13 protein-coding genes are annotated in these 13,134 nt (G+C 63.1%); 3 read left to right on the top strand and 10 right to left on the bottom strand.

Annotated elements, in window-relative coordinates:
• Positions 1 to 38: 38 nt before the first annotated feature.
• The 4 genes from BGO64_RS19175 to BGO64_RS19160 form a co-directional block, all read right to left on the bottom strand.
• On the bottom strand, positions 39 to 782 hold the full coding sequence (locus BGO64_RS19175) for an amino acid ABC transporter ATP-binding protein (protein ID WP_010675257.1): 744 nt from the start codon (positions 780 to 782) through the stop codon (positions 39 to 41).
• Positions 766 to 888 (bottom strand): hypothetical protein, encoded by a 123-nt coding sequence (locus BGO64_RS19170; protein ID WP_257692682.1) that lies wholly within the window; start codon positions 886 to 888, stop codon positions 766 to 768. The genes BGO64_RS19175 and BGO64_RS19170 overlap by 17 nt, the downstream gene beginning before the upstream one ends.
• Positions 872 to 1,816, bottom strand: a complete 945-nt coding sequence (locus BGO64_RS19165; RefSeq protein WP_041201654.1) for an amino acid ABC transporter permease — start codon at positions 1,814 to 1,816, stop codon at positions 872 to 874. Before BGO64_RS19165 ends, BGO64_RS19170 begins: the two co-directional genes overlap by 17 nt.
• Positions 1,817 to 1,915: 99 nt before the next feature.
• Positions 1,916 to 2,704, bottom strand: coding sequence for a transporter substrate-binding domain-containing protein (locus BGO64_RS19160; RefSeq protein ID WP_010675255.1), 789 nt, complete (start codon positions 2,702 to 2,704; stop codon positions 1,916 to 1,918).
• A 461-nt stretch (positions 2,705 to 3,165) separates the two neighbouring features.
• On the opposite strand from BGO64_RS19160, the gene BGO64_RS19155 reads away from it, so the two are divergent.
• Positions 3,166 to 4,293 (top strand): GGDEF domain-containing protein, encoded by a 1,128-nt coding sequence (locus BGO64_RS19155; protein ID WP_286701208.1) that lies wholly within the window; start codon positions 3,166 to 3,168, stop codon positions 4,291 to 4,293.
• A gap of 100 nt (positions 4,294 to 4,393) precedes the next feature.
• Here the strand turns inward: BGO64_RS19155 and rnk are convergent, their stop codons facing one another.
• The 5 genes from rnk to BGO64_RS19130 form a co-directional block, all read right to left on the bottom strand.
• A complete protein-coding gene (rnk, locus tag BGO64_RS19150; protein ID WP_010675253.1) occupies positions 4,394 to 4,789 on the bottom strand; it encodes a nucleoside diphosphate kinase regulator in 396 nt (131 codons plus the stop codon).
• 233 nt (positions 4,790 to 5,022) lie between these two features.
• Positions 5,023 to 5,757, bottom strand: a complete 735-nt coding sequence (locus BGO64_RS19145; protein ID WP_286701207.1) for a substrate-binding periplasmic protein — start codon at positions 5,755 to 5,757, stop codon at positions 5,023 to 5,025.
• 81 nt (positions 5,758 to 5,838) lie between these two features.
• A complete protein-coding gene (locus BGO64_RS19140; RefSeq protein ID WP_048208747.1) occupies positions 5,839 to 6,522 on the bottom strand; it encodes a hypothetical protein in 684 nt (227 codons plus the stop codon).
• 50 nt (positions 6,523 to 6,572) lie between these two features.
• On the bottom strand, positions 6,573 to 7,940 hold the full coding sequence (locus BGO64_RS19135) for an alkaline phosphatase (protein WP_286701206.1): 1,368 nt from the start codon (positions 7,938 to 7,940) through the stop codon (positions 6,573 to 6,575).
• A gap of 24 nt (positions 7,941 to 7,964) precedes the next feature.
• On the bottom strand, positions 7,965 to 9,356 hold the full coding sequence (locus BGO64_RS19130) for an alkaline phosphatase (RefSeq protein ID WP_286701205.1): 1,392 nt from the start codon (positions 9,354 to 9,356) through the stop codon (positions 7,965 to 7,967).
• Between the two features lie 341 nt (positions 9,357 to 9,697).
• Between BGO64_RS19130 and ylqF the strand changes: the two genes are divergently transcribed.
• Positions 9,698 to 10,648: a ribosome biogenesis GTPase YlqF gene (ylqF, locus tag BGO64_RS19125; protein ID WP_111896757.1), complete on the top strand. Its 951-nt coding sequence runs from the start codon at positions 9,698 to 9,700 to the stop codon at positions 10,646 to 10,648.
• 301 nt (positions 10,649 to 10,949) lie between these two features.
• Positions 10,950 to 12,098 (top strand): MFS transporter, encoded by a 1,149-nt coding sequence (locus tag BGO64_RS19120; RefSeq protein WP_045524169.1) that lies wholly within the window; start codon positions 10,950 to 10,952, stop codon positions 12,096 to 12,098.
• 90 nt (positions 12,099 to 12,188) lie between these two features.
• On the opposite strand, the gene BGO64_RS19115 is transcribed toward BGO64_RS19120, so the two are convergent.
• Positions 12,189 to 13,085, bottom strand: a complete 897-nt coding sequence (locus BGO64_RS19115; protein WP_275873552.1) for a histone deacetylase family protein — start codon at positions 13,083 to 13,085, stop codon at positions 12,189 to 12,191.
• Positions 13,086 to 13,134: the final 49 nt, after the last annotated feature.

The following is a 13,134-nucleotide window of genomic DNA, read 5'->3' as shown; positions in this document are numbered from 1 at the left end:
GAGCCATGGGCTCCCTCTTCGTGCTGGTGCATCGCGGGTTATAGCACCTGGCTCAGGAACTGGCGCAGGCGCGGGGAGGGGGGATTGTCGAAGAAGTCGGCGGGTTTCTCGTCCACCAGCAGCTCGCCGCTCTCCATGAAGAGCACCCTGTCCGCCACTTCCCGGGCAAAGCCCATCTCGTGGGTCACCACCACCATGGTCATCCCTTCGCGGGCCAACCCCTTCATGACGTCCAGCACCTCTCCCACCATTTCGGGGTCGAGGGCGCTGGTGGGCTCGTCAAACAGCATGATGCGCGGCTGCATGGCGAGCGCCCGGGCGATGGCCACCCGCTGCTGCTGGCCGCCGGAGAGCTGGGAGGGGTAGCTCTGGGCCTTGTTGGAGAGACCGACCTTGAGCAGCAGGGCCTTGGCCCGCTCCTCAGCCTCCTGGCGAGAGAGCCCTCTCACCTTCTGGGGGGCCAGGGTGATGTTGTCCAGCACCGTCAGGTGAGGGAAGAGATTGAAGGACTGGAACACCATGCCCACCTCTTCCCGCAGCTTGTTGACATCCCCGGGTTCGGTGAGGCTGATGCCGTCGACCACGATATTGCCATCGTTGATGGTTTCCAGCTGGTTGAGGGTGCGCAGGAAGGTCGACTTGCCCGAGCCGCTCGGCCCCACGATCACCACCACTTCCCCTTCGGCCACCTGGGTGCTGACGTTTTTCAGGGCGTGCACCTCGGTGCCGTAGAACTTCTCTACACCGGTCGCCTTGATGATGGGATCAGTTGCAGCGCGCATAGTTCACCTCCAGACGACGCACCGGGAAGGGGCAGGGAGTGCCGGTGATGGCAGAACGTTTCGACACCGATGGCGCCTTGATAACGGGATCAGTTGCTGCGCGCATATTTCACCTCCAGACGACGCACCAGGAAGGAGAGAGTGCCGGTCAGCACCAGATAGAGCAGAGCCACGGTGAACCACACCTCGAACGGGCTGAAGGTGGAGCTGACCACTTCGCGCCCCGCCTTGGTGAGATCCGTGATGGAGATGACGGAGACCAGAGAGGAGTCCTTGATGAGGTTGATGAACTGACCCGCGAGCGGTGGCAGCACCCGTTTGAAGGCCTGGGGCAGGATGACGTAGCGCATGGTCTGGGCCGAGGTCATGCCAAGGCTTCTGCCCGCTTCCATCTGCCCCTTGTGAATGGAGCTGATGCCGGCGCGCACGATCTCCGCCACGTAGGCGCCGGTGAAGACCGCGAGCGCCGCCACACCAGCGGTGAATCGGTCGAGGTTCAGCACGGTGCCGATAAAGAAATAGACGATGAAGATCTGCACCAGCAACGGGGTGCCACGGATGAGCTCTACATAGGTCACGGCCAGGTTGCGCAGGGCCGGATTGGGGGAGAGGCGGGCGAGCCCGGCCAGGGTGCCAAGCAGGATGGCGAAGATGCCCGCCACCAGGGAGAGCTTGACCGTGACCCAGACGCCCCAGGCAATGGGGCCGGCGGTCCAGCTCAGTTGCACATCCAGGGTATCGCCGAGGAAGACGGTATCCCCTTCAGCCAGCTGGGAGCCCTTGGGAGCGATGGCCTGACGGCGGCTGGGGTCGAGATCGTCTTGCAGGAAGAGCTGTCCCTTGTCCGCCACCACGGTGCCGTCAAACTCGGCATAGTGTTTCTGTTCTGCCTGATAGGCGATGTACTGGGGAATGCGTTCCCAGCGCCAGGTGTAATCCACTGCCTGCACGGCCTTGTAGATGCCGAAAATGGCGGCCAGCACCAGCAGCAGGAAGATCCCGTGCCAGAGCAGCTGATTGGGCTGTTTTTCCATCTGTCTTGTGAGTTTGGGGTTGATCACTGTCACAACCTCTTTTGTCGTTATCGTGTGGGGAGTCTGCGTGAAGGGGCGGCATGCCGCCCCTTTGAGAGGTTATTTGAGCTGGTTCAGCCAGGCGGTGGATTCAAACCACTTCTTGTAGAGACGGTCGTAGCTGCCGTCGCCCTTGATCTGGCGCAGGTAGTTGTTGAACCAGTTGAGGGTGTCCTGATCCCCCTTGCGGATGGCCCAGGCCAGCGGCTCGAAGGTGAACGGCTTGTCGAGGTGTACCACGGCGCCCTGGTTCTGGGACGCGAAGATGGCGTTGTAGGGCAGGTCGTAGACGAAGGCATCCACCTTGCCGTTGATCACTTCCAGCTTGGCGTCATCCTGGGTTTCAAACTGCAGCAGGGTGGCCTTGGGGATCATGCGCTTGACCGCTTGCTCGCCGGTGGTGCCGAGTTTGACCGCGATCTTGTATTTGGGATCGTTGAGGTCCTGGAAGGATTTGATTTCGCCCGCCTTGTCCTTGCGAAGCACGATGGTCTGGCCGACGACGATGTAGGGATCGGCAAAGTTCACGCGCAGGTTGCGCTGGGGAGTGACGGTCATGCCGCCCATGATGACGTCGAACTTGTCGGTCAAGAGCGCGGGGATGATGCCGTCCCAGGCGGTGTTGACGAACTCCACCTTCACGCCCATCTCCTTGGCGACCATCTTGGCGAGATCCACGTCAAAGCCGATGTACTGGCCCTGCTTGTTGGTCATCTCGAAGGGTTGATAGCCGGCATCGAAGCCGACCCGCAGCACACCGCGCTCCAGCACGGCATCCAGGGTGGAAGTGGGCGCGGCGTTGGCCAGCCCGCACAGCAGCAGGGTAGAGAGAATGAGTTTTTTGATCATAAATGACGTCTCTGTCGTAAATGTGGTCAGCCTTGAACCTGCTCCCGTGCGACTCCATGGCACAAGAGACTGCTGCATCCGGCAGCAGGCAAGACAGGATTATTGTCTTGGTCGGGGCAAAAGCCCCATATGAGATTCTATGAATGGTTCGTTGGATGAAAAATGTACCAAAACCTGTTTGTGCCAGAAGACTCAATAAGTTATGGAGACTTTTATCCCTCGTGGTGACTCATAAAACCACATGAAAACAACATATCTATCTAATGGCGCCGGTTCAAGTGCAAAATATCCGGCGGCCGTCTCGGTGGAAAATCCGGGCACAGACAGGGCGTTGTCCGGCACGCTTCACGGGGAATGGGGCGTGCGAGTCGGGCAAATATTTTTGCCCGGCCCATAGGCTCCCTCTGTGTCTTGTCATGGGCTTCCCATATACTCAGCCATCCCCATTGGAAGGTTCGGGAATGGACGCCTCAATTCTGCTCAATCTGGACGTATTTACCCTGATGTTGATGGCCCTCGGGGGCTACAGCCTGGGATTCATCACCCTCTCCATCATCTGGTCGACCCACAGGGAAATACCCGGTCTCGGGCTCTGGTGGTGGTCCAGCCTCTGTGCCCTGGCGGCGCAATCGCTCTTCTTCATGCAGGCATTTTCCCCCCATATCGCGGGGATCTGGCTGGCCAACCTGCTCATCACCTTCTGCCTCGCCCTGATGCCACTCGCCATCCAGCGCTTCTTCGGGGAGCCGCCAAACTGGCGGGCATTCACCCTCTTCATGCTGGTCTATCTGCTGGTCCTCTGCTGGAGCGTCATCTTCAACGACAAGATGGCCCCCCGGGTGCTGCTGGCCTGCCTGAGCTACATGATGGTGGGGGCGGTGATTGTCTGGCTCATCTGGCGCCATGGCTACCCTGACTATCTGCCCGCTGTGCTGGTGTTCACCGTGGTCAATATCCTGCTCTACGGTTTCAATCTGGTGCGCATGGGGGCCCTGCTCGGCGGCGAGGTGCGGGTCCTGATGGATCAGCATGCGGTCAATGTGCTCCCCTTCCTCTCCATGCTGATGGGCAACTATCTGTCGACCTTCGGGGTGCTGCTGCTCTGTACCCAGTACCGGGCCCTGGCCCTGCGTCGACAGGCCAGCCAGGATCCCCTGACCGGCCTCCTGAACCGGCGCGGCTTCATGGACCACTGCGTGACGATGGCAAGGCAGGGGGCGCTGGTGGTGCTGGATCTCGACGACTTCAAGCAGATCAACGATCGCCACGGTCACGAGACCGGGGACAGGGTGCTGGAGGCGGTGGGTCGCTATCTTGCCGGCCAGCGGGATCTGGTGGCCAGCCGCTTCGGCGGGGAAGAGTTTGTGCTGCTGTTGCCCGAGCGGGACCCCCTGGCCCAGCAGGCGCGCTGCGAGCAGATCCGCCAGGGGATAGAAACGCTGGGGCTGAAGGGGGTCCGGGTGACGGCCAGCCTGGGGTGGGCGCCCAGCGCCCGTGAATGGCACTTTGACACCCTGTTCAGCCAGGCAGATCGCGCTCTCTATCAGGCCAAGCGGGAGGGCAAGAACCGGATCTGTCAGGGGGCCTGATCTCCCGTCATGTCATGCCCGGCCGGTGGCCCTTGGCTCCAACCGGACAAAGGCATACCGAGTCAGCCACCTGGTCGCATCAGACCAGAATGGCGGCCTGTCAGCGGTGCAGCTCCCCCGCGCGTTCCGGCTGATAGACCACTTCCAGGATCTCCACCTGGATGGTGCGACCGGCCGGCCCCGGCCAGGCGATGCTGTCACCCACCTTGAGCCCCAGCAGGGCGCTGCCCACTGGCGCCAGCACGGAGATCTTCGATTCGTCCCCCTGTACATCCTTTGGATAGACCAGCGTCAGGCAGAAGTCGTTGCCGCTGTTTTGCATCTTGAAGCGCACCGTGCTGTTCATGGTCACCACGTCCGGCGGCATGTCGGCGGGTTCGCGGATCTCGGCGCGATCCAGCTCCTCTTGCAGGGCAAGGTGCTGGGGGTGGTTGCCAAGCAGCTGTTCGATGCGATCCAGATCCAGGCTGGAGATGACGAGATGAGGCTGTTTCATAGGGTATTTCCTTATCAATGACTGAAGGGACCAGGATGACGGGCAGACTGGTCGACAAAAAACGGTGCAAGGGTAAAAAGCAGACAGCAAAAGCGATGCCCCCGAGCGACTCGCGCAGCGGGGCGAGGGCGGGGGCTCAGCGGGGTGTGAGCGTACTGGAAAAAATCATGATTGCTTTCATGGAGATACCATAACCATTCTGGGGTGGTTTGGCAATTGGGCTGACTTTCTCATCAGGGAGCCTGGTAATCGTACTGGTGCAGGATGCGCGCGAGACTGCCATCCTCCCTCATTTCCTGAATGACCCGGCGCCAGCGCAGCGCCTCGCTGCGGGAGAAGCGGGGACTGGCGGCCAGGTAGAGGGTGCTCTGCTGCAAGGTCTCGCCCCGCACCAGATCCGGGAGCGGCAGACCCGCCCGCTGCTGGTTGTAACGGGCGGTGTTCCAGGCCACCGCCCAGGCCTGGATACGGCCGCGCGCCAGCTTGCTGGCGTTGCTGACCTCCTCGGTGACCAGCTCCCGGGTAACCCCTGTCAGCGGCTGGATCAGGCTCTGGCTATGGGAGCCACGCATCACGCCAACGGTGAGGCCTGGCAGTGTCTTCATGGAGAGCGGCGCTGGATGGTGACGGCGATGGCTGACCAGCACGAAGGCCTCCTCCAGCAGGGGGGCAATCCAGAGAAACAGTGGTTCGCGCTGGGGGTTTCGGGCCGGGGGCAACAACAGGACATCCGGGCGGTGGCTGGCCTGGCTGAGGGCGCGAGCCAGCGGTATCAACTCGATCTCGAGCGGTTCCCCGAGGCGGCGGGCAGCCTCCTCCAGCACCTCGATGGCCATGCCGCTCGGCGCACCCTGTTGGGCGCGGATCACATAGGGGGGAATGTCCGCGGCCACGACGACCACGGCACGGGCCGAAAAGGCGCAGACGATCAGAGGGGAGAGCAGCAGAAGCAGAGTAACAAGGCGCATGGATGTTCGGGTCCGGGATGAGTACAGAGAGTGTAACATCCCGTTACGCCATGTCAGCCAGGCGATTGCCGCCTGGGGGGATCAGTCGAAGAAATCCCGCAGATCCAGGGTCTGGTACCCTGCCAGTTGCTGCCAGGGGAGGGTCTTTGGCAGCGGCTTGAGCGTCACCTCCATCCGGTAGCTGCGATAACCGTCGAGGCTTGCCGACTCCACCACCAGGGGCAACTGCCAGCGGCTCGACCAGAGGATGCGGGTACGCTGGCGACCTTCACGGGTCTCATACCAGTTCGCCTGGTCGGGGGCGGCCTCATCCAGCGGTGTCATTCCCTCTAACAGGGCAGGGTTGATGAGGTGGCGGATCCGCGCCCACTCCGGCTTGAAGGCCACCTGGCCGTACTCCTCCTGCGGCACCTCCACCAGCTGGTTGTGCCAGGCATCGGCGTAGCGCAACTGGAGTGCGTCTCCCTCGCTGCGGGTGACCCAGCGCGCCGCCATCTGGTGAGTGAAGTGCTTGTGGCCGGGGCGGGCATCGTGGGTGGCGTGATAGGCACGGGCCAGGGGAACGGGAATGAGCCGCTGACTCCACACCTGGTCACCGACCCGCAGCCACTTCTCCTGCCACTGGCTCTCCCGGGTGATGCCGTCGCTGCCGGTCACCCTGTCCACGTAGCGGATGCGGGCGGCCAGATCGGGCACCTCGTCGGCCAGGAGGGGGAAGGAGAGGGCGCTGCCCAGCAGCCATAAAGAAAGCAGATATTTCATCATCGTCTCTCGCTCGACGGAAAAGGTGCCCGGCGCGGTGCCGGGCCCCTTTATCACAGGCCGAGGGCCTCCCTGAGCTTGCCGAACACCCGGGTGTTGTCGAGGGTGCCCTTGAACTGGCTGCTGCCTGCGCCGCCCGCGAACAGCATCACATCGCCGCCGCCGTGAGTCTCGGAGCCGAGCTTGACTCCGGTTTCCTGCAGGTAGTCATCCGCCATCACCTCATCGCTGGTAAGGGTGGGGCGCTGGTCCTGGCGGTTGGGGCCGTTGCCGAATACCAGAGTAGTGAACGGCTTGCCGTCCGCGTCGTTCTGGGTCGAGCCATCGGCGTTCTTGACCAGATCCAGCACCTTATTGCCCTTGGCGGAATAGCCGTTGATGGTCATGGTGTGGTCGTGGTCGGCGGTGACCACGATCAGGGTATCGCTCAAATCCACTTTGCCGAGGGCCGTCTTGACCGCCTCGTCCAGCGCCACCGCATCGGTCAGGGATCGCTTGGCGTTGGTGGCATGCAGGGCGTGGTCGATACGCCCCCCCTCCACCATCAGGAAGTAGCCCTGGCTGTTCTGGCTGAGCAGATCGATCGCCTTGGCGGTCATCTCGGAGAGGGACGGCTGGGTACTGGCCGCCCCCTTGGCGACGCGGTCCAGTTCGTAGTCGAGGTGGGACTTGGTGCTGAACAGCCCCAGCACCTTGCCCGAGTTGACGGCAGAGAGCTCATCCTTGGTGGTGACATAGCGGTAGCCCCGGGCGGTCAGCTCGGCGGTGAGATCCCGGCCGTCGGCCCGGCCGCCCTTGTTGCTGGCGCTGTAGGGCGTCCAGTGGTTGGCGCCGCCCCCCATCAGCACATCGACCCCATCCCCCAGCGCCTGGTTGAAGCCGGCTCCGCCCGGTACCGCCTGCTCGGCGATGGCGTAGGCCGCATCCCGGTGGCAGATATGGGAATAGGTCGCCGCCGGGGTGGCATGGGTGAGCTCAGTGGTCGTGACGGCCCCCACCGACTTGCCCGCCGCCTGGGCCAGCTCGAGAAGGGTGGGCACCGGGCTCCCGTTGTCGCTGGTGCAGTTGTTGATGCCCTTGTTGCCGTTGGCATCCTTGGACGGTGCCACGGCCCTGGTGTCGCTGCTCATGGCGATCACCTCGTTGTTCATCTTGACGCCGGTGGTGTAGGCCGCCATGGAGGGGGCGGAGTCCGTGGTCTGGGCATCGTGGGAGAAGGTCTTGATGCGCGCGCTCTGGGGCAGTTTCATCATCTCGAGATCCCCCTCTTCCCCCACCTTGAACAGGCGGGTGGCGGTGAGCACTGTGGGGCCCATGCCGTCACCGATAAAGAGGATGACGTTCTTGGCATCGGCGGCGTGCGCCTGGGAGAGGCCGCCAAGCATGCCGAGCAGGGCGGTGCAGACCAGCGTCTTTTTCATGGTGATGTTCATCCTGATAATCCCTTACAGCTTGGCCGCAGCCTTGATCTTGCCGAACACGGCGGTGTTGTCGAGTGAGCCGTGGAAGCTATCCGCTCCCTGGCCGATGGCGCCGAGGAAGACGTCGGTGCCGCCGTGGGTCTCGTTGCCTATTTCGCCCACCTTGACCACCACCTCCTGGTGATAGTCGTTGGCGGAGACGGTGGCGTCATCCAGCGGCGCTACGCTGCTGCGCGGCCCGTCCACCCGGTTGTAGCCGTTGCCAAAGCCGATGATGGTGTAGGGCATGCCATCGGCATCCTTGCTCGGCTCGCCGGTCTCGTAGTTCTTCACCAGCCCGAGCACGCCCGCATTGCCTGCGGTGGTCTTGCCGGTACGCTTGGCGTAGCCGTTGAGCACCAGGGTATGGTCATGGTCGGCGGTGACCACGATCAGGGTGTTTTTCAGCTCGGGATCGGTTTTCTTTACCTCGTCGAGGGTGGCCTTGATGGCGTTGTCGAAGGCGAGGGTATCCTGCAGGGCACGCTTGGCGTTGGTGTCGTGCAGGGCGTGATCGATGCGCCCCCCTTCCACCATCAGGAAGTAGCCCTTCTCTTTGCCCTTGAGCTGCTTGATGGCAGCCAGGGTCATTTGGGCCAGTGACGGCTCGCTGGCGGGTCGGTCCAGGTCATATTTCATGTGGCTTGAGCCAAACAGGCCCAGCAGCGGCTTGCTCGCATCGGCCTGGTTCAGCTCGTCCAGGGTGGCGGCAAACTGATAGCCCTTCGCCTTCATCTCGTCGATGAGGTTGCGACCGTCCTCCCGCTTGCCCTTGTCGGCGCTGGGCAGGAAGAAGCCGCTGCCGCCCCCGAGCACCACGTCCAGCCCCTCCTTCAGGGCGCTGTTGTAACCGCTGCCCCCCGGCACCATCTGGACGGCGATATCAGCCTCCAGGTCCCGGTTGCAGATATGGGCATAGGTGGCGGCCGGGGTAGCGTGGGTGACCCGGGTGGTGGTGACCACGCCGGTGCCACGGCCATCGGCCTTGGCCAGCTCCAGCAGGGTGGTCACCGCTTTGCCGCCGCTCTGGCTGCAATCACTCTCCTGGGTGGCGTCGCTGTCCATGCTGATGACGCCGTTGTTGCTCTTGACCCCGGTCATGTAGGCCGCCATGGAGGGGGCCGAGTCGGTCACCTGAGCATCGTGGGAGAAGGTCTTGATGAAGGCCGTTTCCGGCAGGGTGTCGATGGTGAGGCTGCCCTCTTCGCCGACGCCATAGATCCGGGAGGCGGTGAGGGTGTTGAGACCCATGCCGTCGCCGAGGAAGAAGATCACGTTCTTGGCGCTGGGTTCCGGGGTGTTGCTGTCGTTGTTGGAGTTGCAGCCGGCGGCCAGGGCGGCGCCTATCATCACTGCAAGTCCTGCCATCTTTCTCATTGGGGTTCGCTCCTTGTGAAACCTGAGCGCAGCCTAGAGGGGGCAGATGACACTTTTAGTGAAGAGAGATGACAATACGGTGAAAGCGCCTTGCAAATGTTATCTTATATCAATGGGTTATGTTGATTGTGTTCTGCCACTCACCTCCCGGTGGCGTGGCGGGCATCCGGCCACCCGGGTGACAACACCCGGCCAGAATAGCCTGTCAAATCGGGGCCGCAGCAGGTAAAATGCGCCCCCTTGCGATGAGTGCCAGCGGTCTGGCGCATCACCACGCACCCGCAACCCCGAGCGCCCGCAGCCCCGAGAGGGGACCGCATGCCAATGAGAGAGTAACGGATATGTCCATCAACTGGTTCCCCGGCCACATGCACAAGGCCCGCAAAGAGATTGCAGAGGTCATGCCCCAGGTCGATGTCATCATCGAGATGCTCGACGCCCGCATCCCCTTCTCCAGCGAGAACCCCCTGGTGCCGGAGCTGCGCGGGGAGACGCCGGTGATTAAGGTGCTCAACAAGGCAGACCTTGCCGACCCCGAGATCACCGAGCTGTGGGTGGCCCACATGGAGCAGGAGAAGGGGATCAAGGCACTGCCCCTGACCCAGCAGGAGCCGGAGAAGATTAAGCAACTGCTGACCCTGTGCCACGAGATGCTGCCGGAGCGCAACTTCGAGCTGCGCGGGGTGCGCGCCATGATCATGGGCATCCCCAACGTGGGCAAGTCCACCCTGATCAACACCCTGGCGGGGCGGATCATCGCCAAGACCGGCAACGAGGCGGGGGTGACCAAGTCCCAGCAGCGGATCAAGCTCGACAACCACGTCATCCTGACGGACACCCCTGGCTTCCTGTGGCCCAAGCTCAACCCGCCCTCCTGCGGTTATCGACTGGCGATCACGGCGGCCATCAAGGATACCGTCTTCGATTACGCCGACATCGCCATGTTTGCCGCCGACTACTTCATCAAGGCCTATCCGGAGCGCATCAAGGCACGCTACCAGCTGAGCGAGCTGCCGGAGACCGAGATCGAGCTGCTGGATCTCATTGCCCGTCAGCGCGGCTTCATGCGCAAGGGGGGGCTTGCGGATCTGCACAAGGCCTCGGAAATCCTGGTCAATGAATTCCGGTCCGGCATGCTGGGGCGGATCTCCCTGGAGACGCCAGAGATGGTGAGCGTCGAGATAGTGGAAGCCGAGGCCGAGGCTGAGCAGAAAGCCAGGGAGAAGGCGGAGCGGGAAGAGGAGCGCCAGGCCCGGGCTCGTCGCAAGTACGCCAAGAAGCGCCAGCGCTGACCGGCGTTGTGCACGATAGGTTGTGCTTGTTAGAAAGAAGAGGCGGCCCTGGGTCGCCTCTTCTGGTCATGGCGCTCTGGCGTGAGGGAGGCACAGGGTCGATATTCAACCGCCCGCTTCTCCTTATCATGACCAACGTGCCGGCCAATCAAGGGGATGAGGCTCCCGTCAGGGGAGGGCCTTGCCGCGTTGCCATCACGGTGGGCAGAAAAACCTTGCGACCCGGCCTCAGTGCCGATTGACAAAGGCACAGGCGGTGGCATGATGCGCTCGCATTTTGCCTCTCCCCACGGTTCTATCCATGACCACATACTCCCGCCCGGTGCTGCTCCTGCTCTGTGGCCTGCTGTTGCTGACCCTGGCCATCGCGGTATTGAATACCCTGGTGCCGCTCTGGCTCGCCCATGAGCATCTGCCCACCTGGCAGGTCGGCATGGTCGGCTCCTCCTATTTCACCGGCAACCTGCTGGGAACCCTGCTGGCGGGCAGACTCATCGCCCGCTGCGGCTTCAATCGCAGTTACTACCTGGCCAGTGCGCTCTTTGCCGCAGGCTGCGTCGGGCTCGGCATTACCGTGACGTTCTGGAGCTGGCTCGCCTGGCGATTCATCGCCGGTGTCGGCTGCGCCATGATCTGGGTGGTGGTGGAGAGCGCGCTGATGTGCAGCGGCAACGCCCGCAATCGGGGTCGCCTGCTGGCCGCCTACATGATGGTCTATTACGTGGGCACTGTGCTTGGGCAACTGCTGGTGAGCAAGGTGCCGACGTCGCTGATGGCGGTGCTGCCCTGGGTGACCGCCCTGGTGTTGACGGCCATGCTGCCGCTCTTGTTCACCCGCATCGCCAGTCCGTCAGGCAACCACCAGGCCAGGACTCCGGTCTGGCCGATGCTGCGCCTGCGTCAGGCGCGTCTGGGGGTGAACGGCTGCATCCTCTCCGGCATCGTGCTGGGGGTGCTTTATGGTCTGATGCCGCTCTATCTGAACCACCAGGGGGTGAGCGACGGGGCCATCGGCTACTGGATGGCGGTGATGGTGAGCGCCGGCATCCTGGGGCAATGGCCGGTGGGACGTCTGGCAGATCGTTTCGGGCGCCTGCCGGTGCTGCGGGTACAGGTGCTGGTGGTGATCCTGGGGGCCATGGCGATGCTCGGCAACGCGGCCATGGGACCGACGCTGTTCATTCTGGGGGCCGCGGGCTTCACGCTCTATCCGGTGGCCATGGCCTGGGCCTGCGAGAAGGTCGAGCAGCATCAACTGGTGGCCATGAACCAGGCGCTGCTGCTGAGCTACACCATCGGCAGCCTGCTCGGGCCGACCCTGACGGCGCTCCTGATGCAGCATTACTCGGATCATCTGCTGTTCATGGTGATTGCCGGGGTCTCCCTGGTCTATCTGCTGATGCTGCTGCGCAAGATGGGCGAGCACCCGACGCCGATGGCCCATGCCTGAGGGCAGACGGCGTCATCATCCCTGCGCACTGGATATAGAAGAGGCGACCCAAGGGTCGCCTCTTTTTCGTCATGGGCCGGGTGGTGCCGCTCAACCAAACCGGTGCCTTGCTACTTCAAAGAGCGAGAGGTGCAGCGGGATCAACTGCTGCCAGTCTCGCCGGTAACCCCCTCCCGGTACGGCGGTGATGGGCAGCCCGTGGCGAAGCGCAGAGTCAAAGACCATGGCATCGCGCTGGCGCACGCCTGAGTCGCTCAGGGAGAGGTAGCCTAGCTCGTCGTCCCGGTGCACATCCACCCCGGCCTGATAGAGGATGAAGTCGGGGGCGTAGAGGCGATGAGCCAGGGCGAGGGCCTGGTCCAGGGTCTCGAGATAGGCGTCGTCCTCCATGCCGCTTGGCAGGGGAAAGTCCAGATGGGAGGCCGGCTTGTGGCGGGGGAAGTTGTGTTCCCCGTGCAGGGAGAGGGTGATGATGTCGCGGCTGCCCGTGCACAGGGCGGCGCTGCCATCTCCCTGATGGACATCGAGATCCACGATCAGCACCCGCTCGCAGAGTCCCTCGTCCAGGCAGGTTCGTGCCGCGATCACCAGATCGTTGAAGAGGCAGAAGCCGCTGCCAAACCCCCGGTGTGCGTGGTGGTAGCCGCCGGAGATCTGCAGTCCGCAGCCCTGCGCAAGGGCGTGGCGGCTGGCGGCCAGGGTGGCACCGACCGAGTGCAGGGTACGTTCAATCAGCAGGGGAGACCAGGGAAAGCCGAGCCGGCGAATGGCTCCTTCATCGAGGGTACCGGCGAGGGCGGCCTGTACATAGGCCGCATCGTGCACCTTCTCTATCTGCTCACGGCTGGCAGGGGCGGCCTGTGCCAGCGGATAGTCGAGGGAGACGAGGCGTTCAAACAGCGCCTGGTACTTGGCCAGGGGGAAGCGGTGACGCTCGGGCAGTGTCAGGGCGGAGTAGTGGGGGTGATAGAAGATGCGCAGTGACATGAAGCATCGGCCATGAACGGGTATGAAAAAGGGGAGCCAGGCTCCCCTC

It is taken from the genome of Aeromonas sp. 62-46 (genome assembly GCF_001898585.1).
Taxonomy (GTDB): Bacteria; Pseudomonadota; Gammaproteobacteria; order Enterobacterales; family Aeromonadaceae; genus Aeromonas; species Aeromonas caviae.
Note: the sequence above shows the minus strand (reverse complement) of the source record. Positions and strands in the feature narration are given on the sequence as shown.

Excerpts from the sequence above, each read along its gene's own strand:
- BGO64_RS19140 (WP_048208747.1), bottom strand. The coding sequence starts at position 6,522 with ATGATGAAATATCTGCTTTCTTTATGGCTGCTGGGCAGCGCCCTCTCC.
- BGO64_RS19170 (WP_257692682.1), bottom strand. The coding sequence starts at position 888 with ATGCGCGCAGCAACTGATCCCGTTATCAAGGCGCCATCGGTGTCGAAA.
- BGO64_RS19115 (WP_275873552.1), bottom strand. The coding sequence starts at position 13,085 with ATGTCACTGCGCATCTTCTATCACCCCCACTACTCCGCCCTGACACTG.
- BGO64_RS19175 (WP_010675257.1), bottom strand. The coding sequence starts at position 782 with ATGCGCGCTGCAACTGATCCCATCATCAAGGCGACCGGTGTAGAGAAG.
- rnk (WP_010675253.1), bottom strand. The coding sequence starts at position 4,789 with ATGAAACAGCCTCATCTCGTCATCTCCAGCCTGGATCTGGATCGCATC.
- BGO64_RS19130 (WP_286701205.1), bottom strand. The coding sequence starts at position 9,356 with ATGAGAAAGATGGCAGGACTTGCAGTGATGATAGGCGCCGCCCTGGCC.
- BGO64_RS19160 (WP_010675255.1), bottom strand. The coding sequence starts at position 2,704 with ATGATCAAAAAACTCATTCTCTCTACCCTGCTGCTGTGCGGGCTGGCC.
- ylqF (WP_111896757.1), top strand. The coding sequence starts at position 9,698 with ATGTCCATCAACTGGTTCCCCGGCCACATGCACAAGGCCCGCAAAGAG.
- BGO64_RS19145 (WP_286701207.1), bottom strand. The coding sequence starts at position 5,757 with ATGCGCCTTGTTACTCTGCTTCTGCTGCTCTCCCCTCTGATCGTCTGC.
- BGO64_RS19135 (WP_286701206.1), bottom strand. The coding sequence starts at position 7,940 with ATGAAAAAGACGCTGGTCTGCACCGCCCTGCTCGGCATGCTTGGCGGC.
- BGO64_RS19155 (WP_286701208.1), top strand. The coding sequence starts at position 3,166 with ATGGACGCCTCAATTCTGCTCAATCTGGACGTATTTACCCTGATGTTG.
- BGO64_RS19120 (WP_045524169.1), top strand. The coding sequence starts at position 10,950 with ATGACCACATACTCCCGCCCGGTGCTGCTCCTGCTCTGTGGCCTGCTG.
- BGO64_RS19165 (WP_041201654.1), bottom strand. The coding sequence starts at position 1,816 with ATGGAAAAACAGCCCAATCAGCTGCTCTGGCACGGGATCTTCCTGCTG.